Source organism: Bradyrhizobium sp. CCBAU 51627, from assembly GCF_028128765.1.
Classification (GTDB): domain Bacteria; phylum Pseudomonadota; class Alphaproteobacteria; order Rhizobiales; family Xanthobacteraceae; genus Bradyrhizobium.
Genome location: NZ_LBJG01000002.1, coordinates 120,530 through 134,687 on the forward strand (window position 1 = coordinate 120,530; position 14,158 = coordinate 134,687).

Sequence of the window (14,158 nt, forward strand, 5' to 3'; positions counted from 1 at the left end):
AGCCCTACCCTTGCGAGTTTTGGAGGATTTCCCATGCGGCCAAGCCGCCGTGCGCCCGACGAATTGCGCCCCGTGACGCTGGAGCGCGGCGTGGTCAAATATGCGGAAGGCTCCTGCCTCGTGAAATTCGGCGACACCCATGTGCTTGTGACCGCCACGCTGGAAGAGCGCCTGCCGCCATGGCTGAAGGGCCAGGGCCGCGGCTGGGTCACCGCCGAATACGGCATGCTGCCGCGCGCGACCTCCGAACGCACCCGCCGCGAAGCGGCCGCCGGGAAGCAAAGCGGCCGCACCGTCGAGATCCAGCGCCTGATCGGTCGCTCCTTGCGCACCATTGTCGATCTCGAAGCGCTCGGCGAGCGCCAGATCACGGTCGATTGCGACGTGCTCCAGGCCGACGGCGGCACCCGCACGGCCTCGATCACCGGCGCCTGGGTCGCGCTCGCCGATTGCATCAACTGGATGAAGGCGCGCAACATGGTCAAGACCAATGTGATGCGCGACAACGTCGCCGCCATCTCCTGCGGCATCTACAACGGCACGCCGGTGCTGGATCTCGACTATGCCGAGGATTCGGAAGCCGAGACCGACGCCAATTTCGTCATGACCGGCGATGGCCGCATCGTCGAGGTGCAAGGTACCGCGGAACGCGAGCCGTTCACGCAGGACGAGTTCCTGGCGCTGATGGCGCTGGCGCGCAAGGGCGTGTCGCGGCTCGTGGACTTGCAGAAACTCGCCGTCGCGTAGTCAATAGGCCCATGCACCGTCGAATCACCGGAAAGCTCGTCATCGCCACCCACAATCCCGGCAAGCTCGCCGAGATGCGGGAGCTGCTCGCGCCTCACGGCGTCGAGGCGGTGTCGGCCGGCGAGCTCGGCCTGGCCGAGCCCGACGAGACCGGCAACGATTTCCGCAGCAACGCCGCGATCAAGGCGATCGCGGCGGCGCAGGCGGCGAAGTTGCCCGCGTTCGCAGATGATTCCGGCGTCGTGGTCGACGCGCTCGACGGCGCGCCCGGCATCTACAGCGCGCGCTGGGCCGGGCCATCAAAGGATTTCGCCGCGGCGATGGCGCAGATCGAGCGCCTGTTGCAGGAGCGCGGCGCGACCACGCCGGACAAGCGCAGAGCCCATTTCGTCTCCGCGCTCTGCGTCGCCTGGCCCGACAATCATCTCGAAGAGGTCGAGGCCCGCGTCGACGGCACGCTGGTGTGGCCGCCGCGGGGCACCTCAGGCTTCGGCTACGATCCGATGTTCCTGCCCGACGGTCACGGCCGCACCTTCGGCGAGATGGAAAGCATCGAGAAGCATGGCCTGCCACCGCTCGGCCTCGGCCTGTCGCACCGCGCCCGCGCCTTCGTGAAACTGGCGGAGATCTGCCTTGAGCCACGCTGACAAGGATGCGTTCGGCGTCTACGTGCACTGGCCGTTCTGCCTATCGAAATGCCCCTATTGCGACTTCAACAGCCATGTCCGCCACGCCGCGATCGATGAGACGCGCTTTGCTTCTGCCTTTGCGCGCGAGATTGCGACGACCGCCGCGCGCGCCTCCGGCCGCGAGGTCAGCTCGATCTTCCTCGGCGGCGGCACGCCCTCGCTGATGCAGCCGGCCACCGTCGGCGCCGTGCTCGATGCCATCGGCAAGCACTGGAGCGTCGCCAAGGATGTTGAAGTCACGCTGGAAGCAAACCCGACCAGCGTCGAAGCCACGCGCTTCGCCGGCTATCGCGCCGCCGGCGTCAATCGCGTCTCCCTTGGCGTGCAGGCGCTCGACGATGCCTCGCTGAAAGCTTTGGGCCGCATGCACAGCGCGCGCGAGGCGCTCGATGCCGTTGCGATCGCGCGCCGTTCGTTCGACCGTTACTCGTTCGACCTGATCTACGCCCGGCCCGACCAGACGCCGGCGATGTGGGCCGACGAACTTCGGCTCGCCATCGACGAAGCCGCCGAGCATCTGTCGCTCTACCAGCTCACCATCGAAGAAGGCACGCCGTTCTTCGGCCTGCATCAGGCCGGCAAACTGAAGACGCCGGACGAAGCGGCCGCGCGGGCGCTCTACGACGTGACGCAGGAGACCTGCGACAAGCTTGGGCTACCCGCCTACGAGATTTCCAACCACGCGCGGCGCGGCGCCGAATGCCGGCACAATCTCGTCTACTGGCGCGGCGAGGAATATGCCGGCATCGGCCCCGGCGCCCATGGCCGCCTCGACATCGACGGCGTGCGCCATGCGACCGCGACCGAGAAGCGCCCCGAAGCCTGGCTGCTGCGCGTCGAGACCAACGGCCACGGCATCGTCACCGACGATCTCCTCAACAGCGAAGAGCGCGCCGACGAATTCTTGCTGATGGGATTGCGCCTGGCTGAAGGCATCGACCCCGAGCGCTACACCGCACTCTCCGGTCGCCCGCTCGATCCCCGCCGTATCGCCCTGCTGCGCGAGGAAGGCGCGATCACAGTCGATGCGAGCGGACGCCTGCGCGTCACGAGCAGCGGCTTCCCGGTGCTGGATGCCGTGGTCGCGGATCTGGCGGCTTAGCGAAATCTCGTAGCCCGGATGGAGCGACGCGAAATCCGGGGTTCGTCGACGCCGAAAGACTGTTCCCGGACTGCGCTTCGCTCCATCCGGGCTACGAAACCATCACGCCCCAAAACTCTTCGGCGAGCCCGCGACAGCAACGCCGCCGCCCGTCGTCACCTTCATCACCGCAAGGCCTCGCTCATTGGTGCCGTCGGCGCGGAAGCGGAAAAGGCCGTCGATGCCGGCGAAACCAGATGGATTGGTGAGCACGTCGGAAGAGAAGCGTGTGGTGCCCTGCGTGCGCGCGAGCGCGGCGACGAGGGCGACCGCGTCGTAGGCGAGCGTCGCGGTGCGGATCGGCTCGGCCCCGTATTTGGTGCGGTAGCGACCGGAGAAAGCGCGAAAACCGGCGGGATCCGGCGCCGCGTAAAGGCCGCCCTGCAGAGCCGGGCTCGCGTAGACACGCGGATTATCCCACAGGCCGGTGCCGAGCATCTGGATGTTGCGCAAGTTCGCGCCTGCCGCGGTCATCGCATCCGCGACCGCGACGACGGCGTCGCCGTCATCGGCAATGAACAGCGCATCCGCACTGCCGAGTTGCTGCGCCACGTTGCGCGCCGGCGTGGCGCGATCGGCGCCGTATTTCTCGAACGCAACGATGCGACCGCCGCGCCGTGGTACCGCTGATTTCACCGTGGCTTCGACCACGTTGCCATAGGCATTGTCGGGCACCAGGACGGCGACGGCGCGTTTCCCGATGCCGGCGGCATATTCGACGATGCGGTTGACGTCGGACTCCGGCAGGAAGCTCAACAGGTAGACGCCACGACCGGCGATGCTCGAATCGGTCGAGAATGCGATTACCGAGATGCCGCGCGTGCGTGCGACCTGCGCCACGGCCGGCACCGATTGCGCGAACAGCGGCCCCAGAATGATCTCGGCACCTTCGTCGACCGCCTGCTGCGCACCCGCCTGCGCGCCTTGCGGGCTGCCATTGTCGTCCTTGATCAGGAGCTGGATGTTCGGATTCTGGAACTCGGCCAGCGCCATCTCAGCGGCGTTGCGCATCGATTGCGCCGCAAGGCCGGCATTGCCAGCGGCCGAAAGGGGCAGGATCAGCGCGACCTTCACCCCGCCGGTGCCGGCGGTGGTCGCCTGCTGCGGCGGACCGGCGGGGTGGGCCGGCGGCGAGGAACCGCTGAACGGGCTGGAGAACTGGCTGAGACTCTGCTGCACACCGGCGCAGGCCGAGAGCAGGGGCGTGCCGAGCAGCAGGCCCAGCGCGCTTCGCCGGGTCGCTCCCGCTGATCGGGGCCCCTGAACGGAAGACTTTGGATGACGCGGGCCCTGCATGGCAGCTTCTCTTCTGACCGGCCGTCGCAGCCTGTCACAACACTCTTGGCTCCTGCCGCGACACAAGCATCGCGGATCCAGGCATATTGTCGGCAAATAGTTAACCAAAACAAAAGGATAATGCCCGCTTAAGGCAGCGTTCCTCCCGTCCTGGCAGCGGCTCGCCGTCCGTACCGCAGCATCAAGGCGGCGTTTCCGCCGCTAATATGGCGTGAGCGCTTTATTCCCTCTCGAATGCGATCCGGATGGATCACATTCCCGTCCTCCTCGCCCCTCGCCTCAGCACGATCTTTTTCTGAGGACCGGTTCCCAGCCCTCCAGATCGTGCCTAAGTTGACCTCATTATGCGCGCAAAGCCGGCCCCGATAAATACGCCTGAAGCTCAAGACGCCGCCTCGCGCGGCTTCTCGATCGACGCCCATCGCGTTATGGCACCGAAGGCCGCGCCCGGCCTCTATCTGATCGCAACGCCCATCGGCAATCTCGGCGACATCACGCTGCGGGCGCTTCAGACCCTCGCCGGCGTCGACGTCATCGCCTGCGAGGACACGCGCATCACGCGCCGCCTGACCGAGCGCTACGCCATCGCGGGCCAGCTCAAGCAGTATCACGAGCACAACGCAGAAGCCGCGCGCCCAAGAATCCTGGAGGCTCTCGCCGCGGGCGGCTCGGTCGCGCTGGTCTCGGATGCCGGCACGCCGCTGATTTCCGACCCCGGCTTCAAGCTGGTGCGAGAGGTCTGCGCTGCCGGCCACGCAGTCTATGCACTGCCCGGTCCGTCCTCGGTGCTGGCGGCGCTGTCGGTCGCGGCGCTGCCAACCGATCGCTTCTTCTTCGAAGGCTTTTTGCCGGCGAAGTCGGCGGCGCGAAAGTCGCGCCTTCTGGAACTCGCGCGCATCGATGCCACGCTGGTAATGTTCGAATCCGGGAATCGGATGCAGGCCACCTTGACTGATCTCGCCGAGATCATGGGCGATCGGGATGCCGCGGTCTGCCGCGAGCTGACCAAACTGCATGAAGAAGTCAGGCGTGCGCCCGTCGCCGAGCTCGCGCGACAAGCGGATGCGCCCGAGACGCGTGGCGAGTTCGTGCTGGTGATCGGCCCGCCCACCGCAGACGCCGAGGTGCTGACATCGGACGCGCTCGACGATCTCTTGCGCGAGCAGCTGTCGGAGCACAGCGTCAAGGATGCCGTGGCGCATGCAGTTGCGCTCTCGGGGCGGCCGCGCCGTGAGGTCTATGCCCGCGCGCTCGAGCTCGCAAAAGACCTTCGGGGCGGCGATGGCGAAGACTGAGATCCCGGCGGAACCCAAAATTGCTTCGCCCGAGCGCGTCGCCGCGTTCCGGACCGGCATATCCGCCGAGAGCCGCGCGGCCGCCTATCTCATGGCCAAGGGCTACCGCATCCTCGCAAGACGCTACCGCACGGCGCATGGCGAGATCGACCTCGTGGCGCGGCGCCGCAACCTGATCGCCTTCGTCGAGGTCAAGGCCCGCGCCAGCCACGACGAGGCCGCCTATGCGGTGACGCCGCGCCAGCAGCAGCGCATCATCGATGCCGCGCAGGGCTGGCTTGCCACGCATCCCGAGCATGCGGAATTCGAACTGCGATTCGACGCCATGCTGATTGCGCCGCGATCACTTCCGCGCCATGTGTTGGCGGCATTCGACGCCTCGACCTGAAAGGCAGACCATGAAACTGAACGTCGCCGTCCAGATGGACCCCATCGCCCGTATCAATATCAAGGGCGATTCCACCTTCGCGCTGCTGCTGGAGGCGCAGAAGCGCGGCCATGGCCTGTCTTATTACACACCCGACAAACTCTCGATGGTCGGCGAGGAGATCGTTGCGCCCGTGCAGCTGCTGACCGTGCGCGACGAGGCCGGCGATCATTTCAGCCTTGGCGAGCCCAAGCGCGAGGCGCTGAACGGATTTGACGTGGTGCTGCTGCGCCAGGATCCGCCGTTCGACCTCGCCTACATCACCTCGACGCACCTGCTCGAGCGCATCCATCCGAAGACGCTCGTCGTCAACGATCCGGCATCGGTGCGCAATGCACCGGAAAAGCTGTTCGTGATGAACTTTCCACAACTGATGCCGCCGACGCTGATCTCGCGCGACTTGGATGAGATCAACGCGTTCCGCGACAAGTACGGCGCGGTGGTGATGAAGCCGCTGCACGGCCATGGCGGCGCCGCAGTGTTCCGCGTGATGCCGCAAGACATGAATTTCGGCTCGTTGTTCGACATGTTCTCGGTCACCTTCAAGGAAGCCTGGGTGATCCAGCAATTCATTCCCGAGGTGAAGCACGGCGACAAGCGCATCATTCTTGTGAACGGCGAGTTCGCCGGCGCCGTGAACCGCGTGCCTGCCACCGACGACCTCCGCTCCAACATGGTGCGCGGCGGCGCCGCCCAGGAGACCGAGCTGACGCCGCGCGAGCGCGAGATTTGCGCCACCGTCGGCCCGGCGCTGCGCGAGCGCGGCCTCCTGTTCGTCGGCATCGACGTCATCAACGGCAATCTCACCGAGATCAACGTGACCTCGCCAACCGGCATCCGCGCCATCGGGCGGCTCGGCGGCCCGGATGTGGCCGCGAAGATCTGGGACGTGATCGAGCAGAAGCGGGCGAAATAGGCGTCGGCCAGCGACGCCCGAATTACCAACCCGTCACCGTCATCGTTGTGCGCGCGGGGCGCCGCCCCGCCCATCACTAACCACCCATTCACCATGACGCTCCGCGCCCGTCTCCGCGCGCACCCGCACAGCTACGTGAAACTACGGGGCCACTGGCCGAGCGAATAACGCGCCGTTCACCATCTGCCTAAAACGCCGGCCGTCACCGCTCACCGCATTCGGCCTCGCAACACCCCTTATACTTTTACTCCCTACTCATCGATGCGGGGGAACCCGCCACGTGCGGTCCGAGTGCCCCGCGTATGAGTAGAAGCGTATGAACACCGCACGCATTGTCGTTCTCGTCATCGCACTGGGCGCCGGCGGCGTCGCTGCGTATCTGGCGAGCAGCTACGACAACAAGCCCGCGCCCGCTGCCCCGGTGGCCGAGAAGCTGCCGACGGTCGAGGTGCTCGTCGCCAAATCCGACATTCAGCTCGGTCAGGCCGTGAAGGCGGAGGATCTGCAATGGCAGACCTGGCCGCAAGCGACTGCCAGCAGCGCCTTTATCCGTCGCGACAGCAGGCCCGACGCGCAGACCCAGCTCGCCGGCTCGATCGCGCGCGTGCCCTTGATGCAGGGCGAGCCGATCCGCGAGCAGAAGCTGGTGAAGGCCGACGGCTCCGGCTTCATGGCCGCGATCCTGCCGTCCGGCATGCGGGCCGTGTCCACCGAGATTTCAGCCGAGACCGGCGCCGGCGGCTTCATCCTGCCCAATGACCGCGTCGACATCGTGCTGACGCGACGCCTGAAGAATCCCGACACCAACGGCCCGACCGCCGGCAACGACCTGGTCCTGTCGGAGGTTGTCCTGAGCAACATCCGCGTGCTCGCGATCGACCAGGCGCCGAAGGAAAAGGATGGCCAGAACGCCGTGATCGGCAAGACCGTCACGCTCGAGCTTCGGCCTGACCAGGTCGCGACGCTCTCGGCCTCGCGTCAAGGCGGAACGCTGACGCTCGCGCTTCGCAGCATCGCCGATGCCAACGCAACCGACAATTCAGCCGAGGACCTCGCGCTCAAGCAGCGCCAGAACGGCGTGAACGTAATCCGCTACGGCGTACAGGCGCGACAACTAACGTCACAGAAGTGATGGGGACAGCATGAACTACGGGGAATATCGGGCGGGCCTGTGCATTCGGGGGAAGCGCACTGGCTCGTTCTGGGCGGGGGCGATGCTGATGCTGGGGCTGTTCGCCGCTCCGGACTGGGTCCGGGCTGCGGATGCGCCGGTCGGAGACCAGGCGCCGATGCAGGCGCCGGATCTCGGGGTATCGCCGGTCGCGACCATCGCGCCGGCAAGGACGCGCTTCCTGTCGCTCGGCGTCGGCAAGTCGGTCGTCATTGACCTGCCACGCGAGGTCAAGGACGTGCTGGTGGCCGATCCCAAGATCGCCAACGCGGTGATCCGCTCCTCGCAGCGAGCCTATATCATCGGCGCCCAGGTCGGCCAGACCAACGTGGTGTTCTTCACCGCCGACGGCCAGCAGGTCGCCTCGTACGACATCGCGGTGAAGCGCGATCTCAACGGTATGCGCGCGGCGCTGCGCCAGTCGATGCCCGGCGTGCAGATCGAGGGCGTGGGCGACAGCGTCATGCTGACCGGTTCGGTGTCGAGCCCGGTGGAGGCCCAGCAGGCCGGCGACGTCGCCGCAAAACTGGTCGGCGGCGCGGACAAGGTCGTCAACAACATCGTCGTGCGCGGCCGCGACCAGGTGATGCTGAAGGTCGTGGTCGGTGAAGTCCGCCGCGACATCGTCAAGCAACTCGGCGTCGATCTCAGCGCCAGCCTCAACGCCGGCACCGCGGTCGTCAATTTCAACAATTCCAATCCGTTCTCGGTCTCCGGCGGCCCGCTCGTCAGCAACAACGGCCTCGGCGTCACCGGCCTCGCCAAGGGCGTCGCCACCGTCAACGCCACGATGCGCGCGATGGAAACCGCGGGCGTGATGCGGACGCTGGCCGAGCCGAGCCTGACCGCGATCTCGGGTGAATCCGCGACGTTCGTCGCCGGCGGCGAATTCCCGATTCCCGGGGGCTACGCCTGCGATCCGGTCACGCACGTTTGTACCACCCAGGTCACCTACAAGAAGTTCGGCATCTCCCTGAATTTCACCCCGGTCGTGCTCAGCGAAGGCCGCATCAGCCTGCGCGTAATGACCGAGGTCTCCGAGCTGTCGAATACGAATTCGATTACCTTGACCCAGGCTGTGTCCTCGACCTCGAGCAACTCGATCACGATCCCCTCGCTTCAGACCCGCCGCGCCGAGACCACGCTGGAAATCCCGTCGGGCGGCTCGATGGCGATGGCCGGCCTGATCCAGCAGCAGACCAAGCAGGCGATCAACGGCCTGCCCGGCCTCGACCAGGTGCCGATCCTCGGCGCGCTGTTCCGCAGCCAGGACTTCGTCAACAACGAGACCGAGCTGATGGTGATCGTGACGCCCTACGTGGTGCGCGCGGTCGCCCAGAAGGAATTGTCGCGGCCCGACGACGGCTTCGCGCCGTCCTCGGATGCGCAATCGGCGCTGCTCGGCCGCATGAACCGCCTCTATGGCATCGCGCGCCGCATCGATCCGATCGACGGCGCCAGCGGGGATTTCGGCTTCATCATCGACTGACACGAACTGTTTGGGGACCGGGGCAAAACACGGGGAAGAGGGGACCAGGCGATGACGAAGACATCCGCCGATCGACGCCGCAATTTGCGCACCGCACTCGCGCTGACGGGGCTCTCCGTGCTGCTGGGAGCCTGCAACACCACGGGTGAGGTCGTCACCACCCAGACGGTGCCGACCGACTACCGCATGCGTCATCCGATCGCGGTGCAGGAAGGCAAGCGCTCGATCGTGATCTTCGTCGGCAAGGCGCGCGGCGGCCTCTCGGCAGCACAGCACGCCGACGTGATGGGCATCGCGCGGGACTGGGTGCGCGAAGGCACCGGGTCCGTCGTCGTCGACGTGCCCATCGACACCGCGAATTCGCGCGCGGCTGCTGCGACCTATCACGAGATCCGCGCCGTGCTCGGCAGCGGCGGCGTGCCCTCGCGCGCCATCGTCCAGCATCCCTACCGCCCCGAAGATCCCGGCCTGCTGCCGACCATCCGGCTGAGCTATTCCAAGATCACCGCGGTCGCCGGGCCCTGCGGGCTCTGGCCCGAGGATATGGGACCGTCGATCCTCGACCCCGGCTACAACGAGAACCAGCCCTACTTCAATCTCGGCTGCGCCAGCCAGCGCAACCTTGCAGCCATGATCGACAACCCCGCCGATCTCGAGCAGCCGCGCGCGGAGACGCCCGCCTATACGGCGAGACGCGATATCGCTTTCGACCGCTACCGGAAGGGCACGCCGACCACGACCGCTTATCCCGAGGCTGACAAGGCCAAACTCAGCGAAATAGGCAAATGACGGGCATCCACGACGAAGAGGCGGACGATCCGCAGCACCGCGACGAGCACATTGCGCCGGTTCCCCGCATCTCGGTGCAGGCCTTCTGCGAGACCGAGCAGACGCTCGCCGCGGTGACTGCGGCCGGCGAGGACCGCCGTCTCGCCAAGGCGCATCTCACCGCCAAGAGCGGCGGCCTCGCCGCTGCGATCGAAGTCTATGAAACGATGCCGACGCCGAACGTCATCGTGATCGAATCCGACGGCACCCGCGACATCCTCGAAGGCCTCGACGATCTCGCCGGTGTCTGCGATCCTGGCACACGCGTGGTCGTGATCGGCAATCCCAACGACACCGCGCCCTATCGCGAGCTGGTGCGCCGCGGAGTCAACGACTACGTGGTCGGGCCGGTCGAGACCATCGACGTGGTGCGCTCGATCTGCAGCCTGTTCTCGGCCTCCGAAGCCATCATCACCGGCCGCATCATCGCGGTGGTCGGCGCCAAGGGCGGCGTCGGCGCCTCGACTATCGCGCACAACGTGGCCTGGACCATCGCGCGCGACCTCGCGCTCGATTCCGTCGTGATCGATCTCGACCTCGCCTTCGGCACCGCCGGCCTCGACTACAACCAGGATCCGGCGCAGGGCATCGCCAATGCGGTGCTGTCGCCGGATCGGCCGGACACGGCCCTGATGGAGCGCCTGCTCGCCAAATGCAGCGAGCATCTCAGCCTGCTTGCGGCGCCCGCCGCGCTTGATCGCGTCTACGATTTCGGCGCGGAAGCATTCGATGCGATCTTCGATACGCTGCGCATGACCACGCCCTGCATCGTGCTCGACGTGCCGCATCAATGGTCGGCATGGACCAAGCGCGCGCTGGTCAATGCCGACGACATCGTCATCGTAGCCGAGCCCGATCTCGCCAATTTGCGCAACACCAAGAACATGCTCTCGGTGCTCAAGACGGCGCGGCCGAACGACCGGCCGCCGCTCTACTGCATCAACCAGGTCGGCATGCACAAGCGGGCCGAGATCGACGTCAAGTCCTTCGCCAAGACGATGGAAGCCCAGCCGCTTGCGGTGATTCCATTCGATTCAAAGCTGTTCTCGACCGCAGCCAACAACGGCCAGATGATCGCGGAGGTCTCCAAGAGCCACCGCACCACCGAGCTGTTCCAGACCATGGCCAACCGCCTCGCCGGCCGCGGCGAGGTGCGCAAGCCGAAGCGCTCGCTGCTCGGGCCGCTGCTGAAGAAGCTGAGGGCAAGGACCGGACGCGGATCGGCGAGGCATCGCAAAGCGTCGTAAGCGCGCGAGCGTTCTCCCGCGCACGCCAATTGCAGCGGCGGATTACTTTTCCGCCCGCTGCTGCTGTTTCTTCGACAGCAACTGGCGCAGCGCCGTGACCTTGGCGGCCGCCTGATCCGGCGGCAAATCGGCCTTCACGAGGATTTCAGCCTCGCTCTCGCGGCCCTCCAACCCTAGCACGAGCGCGAGATTGGCACGGATTCGCGTGTTGTTCTGATTCCGCTGATAGGCGCGGCCGAGCACCTGTTCGGCCTTCGGCAGATTGTTTTGCAGCATATAGGACAGGCCGAGATTCGACAGCACCGACGGCTCGTCCGGCACGATCTTCAGCGCAGTCGCATAATATTGCTGCGCTTCCTCGTTGCGGCCGAGCTGATCGAGCACCGCACCCTGTGCCGACAGGATGTGCCAGTCCGGATCTTCAGGCGTATGCGCGCGGCTCAGCACATCGAAAGCCTGCTGGAAATTGCCATTGTCGGCGAGCGCGCGACCGTAGCCGGCGAGCAGCGCCTTGTTGCTGGGATGGGCGAGCACCGCCTGCTCCATCACCGCGACCGCCTGGGCGCGCTGCCCGCTCTCGCGGAGCGCCTTGCCGTAGTCGAGGGCGATGTTGGGATCGCTTGGCCTGGCGCGATAGCGCTCGCGCAGGCCGTCCATGTCGGGCCTGCCGTCCGCCGTCGCCGCCGGTTCCGACTTGCCGCCGAGCGCGCCGGTGACATCCTCCAGGCCCGTGGTCTGGCAGCCACCGAGGGCAAGCACCGCGAGCGCGGGAAGCAGGAATCTCGCCGGGGAAGAGGCGAGGAACGAACGCTTGGACATACTCTGATCACCGCCGGCGGACTGATCAGAGATGCTTTGCCGATTAACGCTAAAGTCCGGTTAAGAAACCGATCGGTGCGGCTCAGTCCGTGAATTCCGCACCGAATTCGCAGCCGATGCGCCAGCGCAGGCGGCACTGACGCGAATAGTCCGGCGCAAAGATGATAGTGAATTGCGGCGGCACTTCCAGGAATTCCGCCACGACCTTCACGCCCCCGTCCGAGATATCCGTGATGGTGCAGTCTCGCGGCAGCGAGCCCGCGCCGAAATGAATCTTGGCCAGCCGGCTGCACACCCGTCGTTCGCTTCTGCGGCGATTTGCAAGCATTTGAATTCTTCACCCGTTAGATCACGGCCCATCCCGCATGCGCAGGAATAGCGGACATTCGTTGGAATGTGCTGAGGAGAGCCGCTCGCATTCGAGGCGTAATGTCCGGAGCCCGTTTACGATTTGCTAGGATTCGCGGCGGCTTCGCTTTCGTTCCCGTATTGTTCTTGCCAGACCCGTCGAGCTCTGCTACCCCTAATTGTGCGAAGGGGGCAGCATGGTTCAGCGGGTTTCGACAGTCGCCTTTGAGGGGATCGAGGCCCGCGCGGTCGACGTGCAGGTGCAGGTCGCGCCCGGCCTGCCGGCCTTCGCCATCGTTGGCCTTCCCGACAAGGCGGTGTCGGAGGCGCGGGAGCGGGTCCGTTCGGCGTTGATTGCTTCAGGGCTGGCGCTGCCGGCGCGGCGGATCACCGTCAATCTGGCGCCCGCCGATGTCCCGAAGGAAGGCAGCCACTACGACCTGCCGATCGCGCTCGGCCTGATGGCCGCGATCGGCGCCATTCCGCCGGATGCACTGTCCGGCTTCACTGTGCTCGGCGAGCTCGGTCTCGACGGATCGATCGCGCCGGTGGCCGGCGTTCTGCCCGCCGCGATCGGCGCCAATGTGCGTGAGGAAGGCTTGATCTGCCCCGCCGCCTGCGGCTCGGAAGCGGCCTGGGCAAGCCCGGATATCCAGATCATCGCCGCCCATTCGCTGATTCAGATCGCCAACCATTTCAAGGGCACGCAGGTGCTGTCGCGGCCCGTGCCGAAGGTGCATGAAGCGGCAAGCTCGCCGCTCGATCTGCGCGACATCAAGGGCCAGGAGAGCGCCAAGCGCGCGCTGGAGATCGCGGCCGCCGGTGGCCATCATCTCCTGATGATCGGCGCGCCGGGCGCCGGCAAATCGATGCTGGCGGCGCGCCTGCCCTCGATCCTGCCGCCGCTGTCGCCGGGTGAATTGCTCGAGGTCTCGATGATCGCCTCCGTCGCCGGCGAGATCGAAGGTGGCGCATTGACCTCGCGGCGGCCGTTCCGCTCACCGCATCATTCCGCCAGCATGGCTGCGCTCACTGGCGGCGGCGCACGCGCCAAGCCCGGTGAGATCTCGCTGGCGCATCAGGGCGTGCTGTTCCTCGACGAGCTGCCCGAGTTCGACCCGCGCGTGCTGGATTCGCTGCGCCAGCCGCTGGAGAACGGCGAGGTTTCGGTCTCCCGCGCCAATCACCGCGTCACCTACCCTGCGCGTTTCATGCTGATCGCTGCGATGAATCCCTGCCGCTGCGGCACCGCGTTCGAGCCCGGCTATGCCTGCAAGCGCGGCCGCGTCGACCGCTGCACGGCTGACTACCAGGCACGCATCTCCGGCCCGCTGATGGATCGTATCGATCTGCGCATCGAAGTTCCGGCCGTGACCGCGGCGGACCTGATCCTGCCACCGCCGGCGGAAGGCTCGGCCGAAGTCGCCGCACGCGTCGCGGCCGCACGCGAGATCCAGCTCGCGCGCTACGTCAATGCCGGCATGCCGCAGGTCCGCACCAATGCCGAGGCGCCGGCCGCGGTGCTCGAAGACATCGCCAAGCCTGATACCCAGGGACAAAAACTGCTGCGCGACGCCGCCGAAACCATGCGGCTGTCGGCGCGTGGTTATCATCGCGTGCTGCGGGTGGCGCGGACGCTCGCCGATCTCGACCGCGCCGAGAAGATCGGCCGGCTGCATCTGGCCGAGGCGCTGTCCTACCGCGCACTCGCAGAGGATGTGCGGCAGATGGCCTGATCGGCCGGC

The 14,158-nt window shown here is 66.5% G+C and carries 14 protein-coding genes; 11 read left to right on the forward strand and 3 right to left on the reverse strand.

Annotated elements, in window-relative coordinates:
- Window positions 1-33: 33 nt before the first annotated feature.
- Genes rph through hemW form a run of 3 tightly spaced genes read left to right on the forward strand, consistent with a single transcriptional unit; the run spans window position 34 to window position 2,538 of the window.
- A complete protein-coding gene (gene rph / locus XH88_RS00850; protein WP_271613530.1) occupies window positions 34-747 on the forward strand; it encodes a ribonuclease PH in 714 nt (237 codons plus the stop codon).
- 11 nt (window positions 748-758) lie between these two features.
- The gene (gene rdgB, locus XH88_RS00855; RefSeq protein WP_271613531.1) at window positions 759-1,394 is read left to right on the forward strand and encodes an RdgB/HAM1 family non-canonical purine NTP pyrophosphatase; all 636 of its coding nucleotides are present in this window, start codon (window positions 759-761) and stop codon (window positions 1,392-1,394) included.
- Window positions 1,381-2,538, forward strand: a complete 1,158-nt coding sequence (gene hemW / locus XH88_RS00860) for a radical SAM family heme chaperone HemW (protein WP_271613532.1) — start codon at window positions 1,381-1,383, stop codon at window positions 2,536-2,538. Before rdgB ends, hemW begins: the two co-directional genes overlap by 14 nt.
- A gap of 102 nt (window positions 2,539-2,640) precedes the next feature.
- Here hemW and XH88_RS00865 read toward each other — a convergent pair whose 3' ends face one another.
- Window positions 2,641-3,873 (reverse strand): penicillin-binding protein activator, encoded by a 1,233-nt coding sequence (locus tag XH88_RS00865; protein WP_271613533.1) that lies wholly within the window; start codon window positions 3,871-3,873, stop codon window positions 2,641-2,643.
- A 344-nt stretch (window positions 3,874-4,217) separates the two neighbouring features.
- Here XH88_RS00865 and rsmI point away from each other — a divergent pair, with 344 nt between their 5' ends.
- From rsmI to XH88_RS00900, 7 genes are all read left to right on the forward strand, one after another.
- A complete protein-coding gene (gene rsmI / locus XH88_RS00870; protein WP_271613534.1) occupies window positions 4,218-5,168 on the forward strand; it encodes a 16S rRNA (cytidine(1402)-2'-O)-methyltransferase in 951 nt (316 codons plus the stop codon).
- Complete coding sequence (locus XH88_RS00875) at window positions 5,155-5,556, forward strand: YraN family protein (RefSeq protein WP_271613535.1); 402 nt, start codon at window positions 5,155-5,157, stop codon at window positions 5,554-5,556. Before rsmI ends, XH88_RS00875 begins: the two co-directional genes overlap by 14 nt.
- 10 nt (window positions 5,557-5,566) lie before the next feature.
- Complete coding sequence (gene gshB, locus XH88_RS00880) at window positions 5,567-6,511, forward strand: glutathione synthase (protein WP_271613536.1); 945 nt, start codon at window positions 5,567-5,569, stop codon at window positions 6,509-6,511.
- Between the two features lie 316 nt (window positions 6,512-6,827).
- Window positions 6,828-7,643, forward strand: coding sequence for a Flp pilus assembly protein CpaB (gene cpaB, locus XH88_RS00885; RefSeq protein ID WP_271613537.1), 816 nt, complete (start codon window positions 6,828-6,830; stop codon window positions 7,641-7,643).
- Between the two features lie 10 nt (window positions 7,644-7,653).
- The gene (locus tag XH88_RS00890; RefSeq protein ID WP_271613538.1) at window positions 7,654-9,171 is read left to right on the forward strand and encodes a type II and III secretion system protein family protein; all 1,518 of its coding nucleotides are present in this window, start codon (window positions 7,654-7,656) and stop codon (window positions 9,169-9,171) included.
- Window positions 9,172-9,222: 51 nt separating this feature from the next.
- Window positions 9,223-9,960, forward strand: a complete 738-nt coding sequence (locus XH88_RS00895) for a CpaD family pilus assembly protein (protein ID WP_271613539.1) — start codon at window positions 9,223-9,225, stop codon at window positions 9,958-9,960.
- On the forward strand, window positions 9,957-11,246 hold the full coding sequence (locus tag XH88_RS00900; RefSeq protein ID WP_271613540.1) for an AAA family ATPase: 1,290 nt from the start codon (window positions 9,957-9,959) through the stop codon (window positions 11,244-11,246). The genes XH88_RS00895 and XH88_RS00900 overlap by 4 nt, the downstream gene beginning before the upstream one ends.
- 42 nt (window positions 11,247-11,288) lie before the next feature.
- On the opposite strand, the gene XH88_RS00905 is transcribed toward XH88_RS00900, so the two are convergent.
- Together XH88_RS00905 and XH88_RS00910 are read right to left on the reverse strand one after the other, a co-directional pair.
- Window positions 11,289-12,065 (reverse strand): tetratricopeptide repeat protein, encoded by a 777-nt coding sequence (locus XH88_RS00905; protein WP_271613541.1) that lies wholly within the window; start codon window positions 12,063-12,065, stop codon window positions 11,289-11,291.
- A gap of 82 nt (window positions 12,066-12,147) precedes the next feature.
- Window positions 12,148-12,393, reverse strand: coding sequence for a PilZ domain-containing protein (locus XH88_RS00910; protein WP_011083489.1), 246 nt, complete (start codon window positions 12,391-12,393; stop codon window positions 12,148-12,150).
- 217 nt (window positions 12,394-12,610) lie between these two features.
- Here XH88_RS00910 and XH88_RS00915 point away from each other — a divergent pair, with 217 nt between their 5' ends.
- Entirely contained in the window at window positions 12,611-14,149 is a 1,539-nt protein-coding gene (locus tag XH88_RS00915) for a YifB family Mg chelatase-like AAA ATPase (RefSeq protein WP_271613542.1), read from the forward strand.
- Window positions 14,150-14,158: the final 9 nt, after the last annotated feature.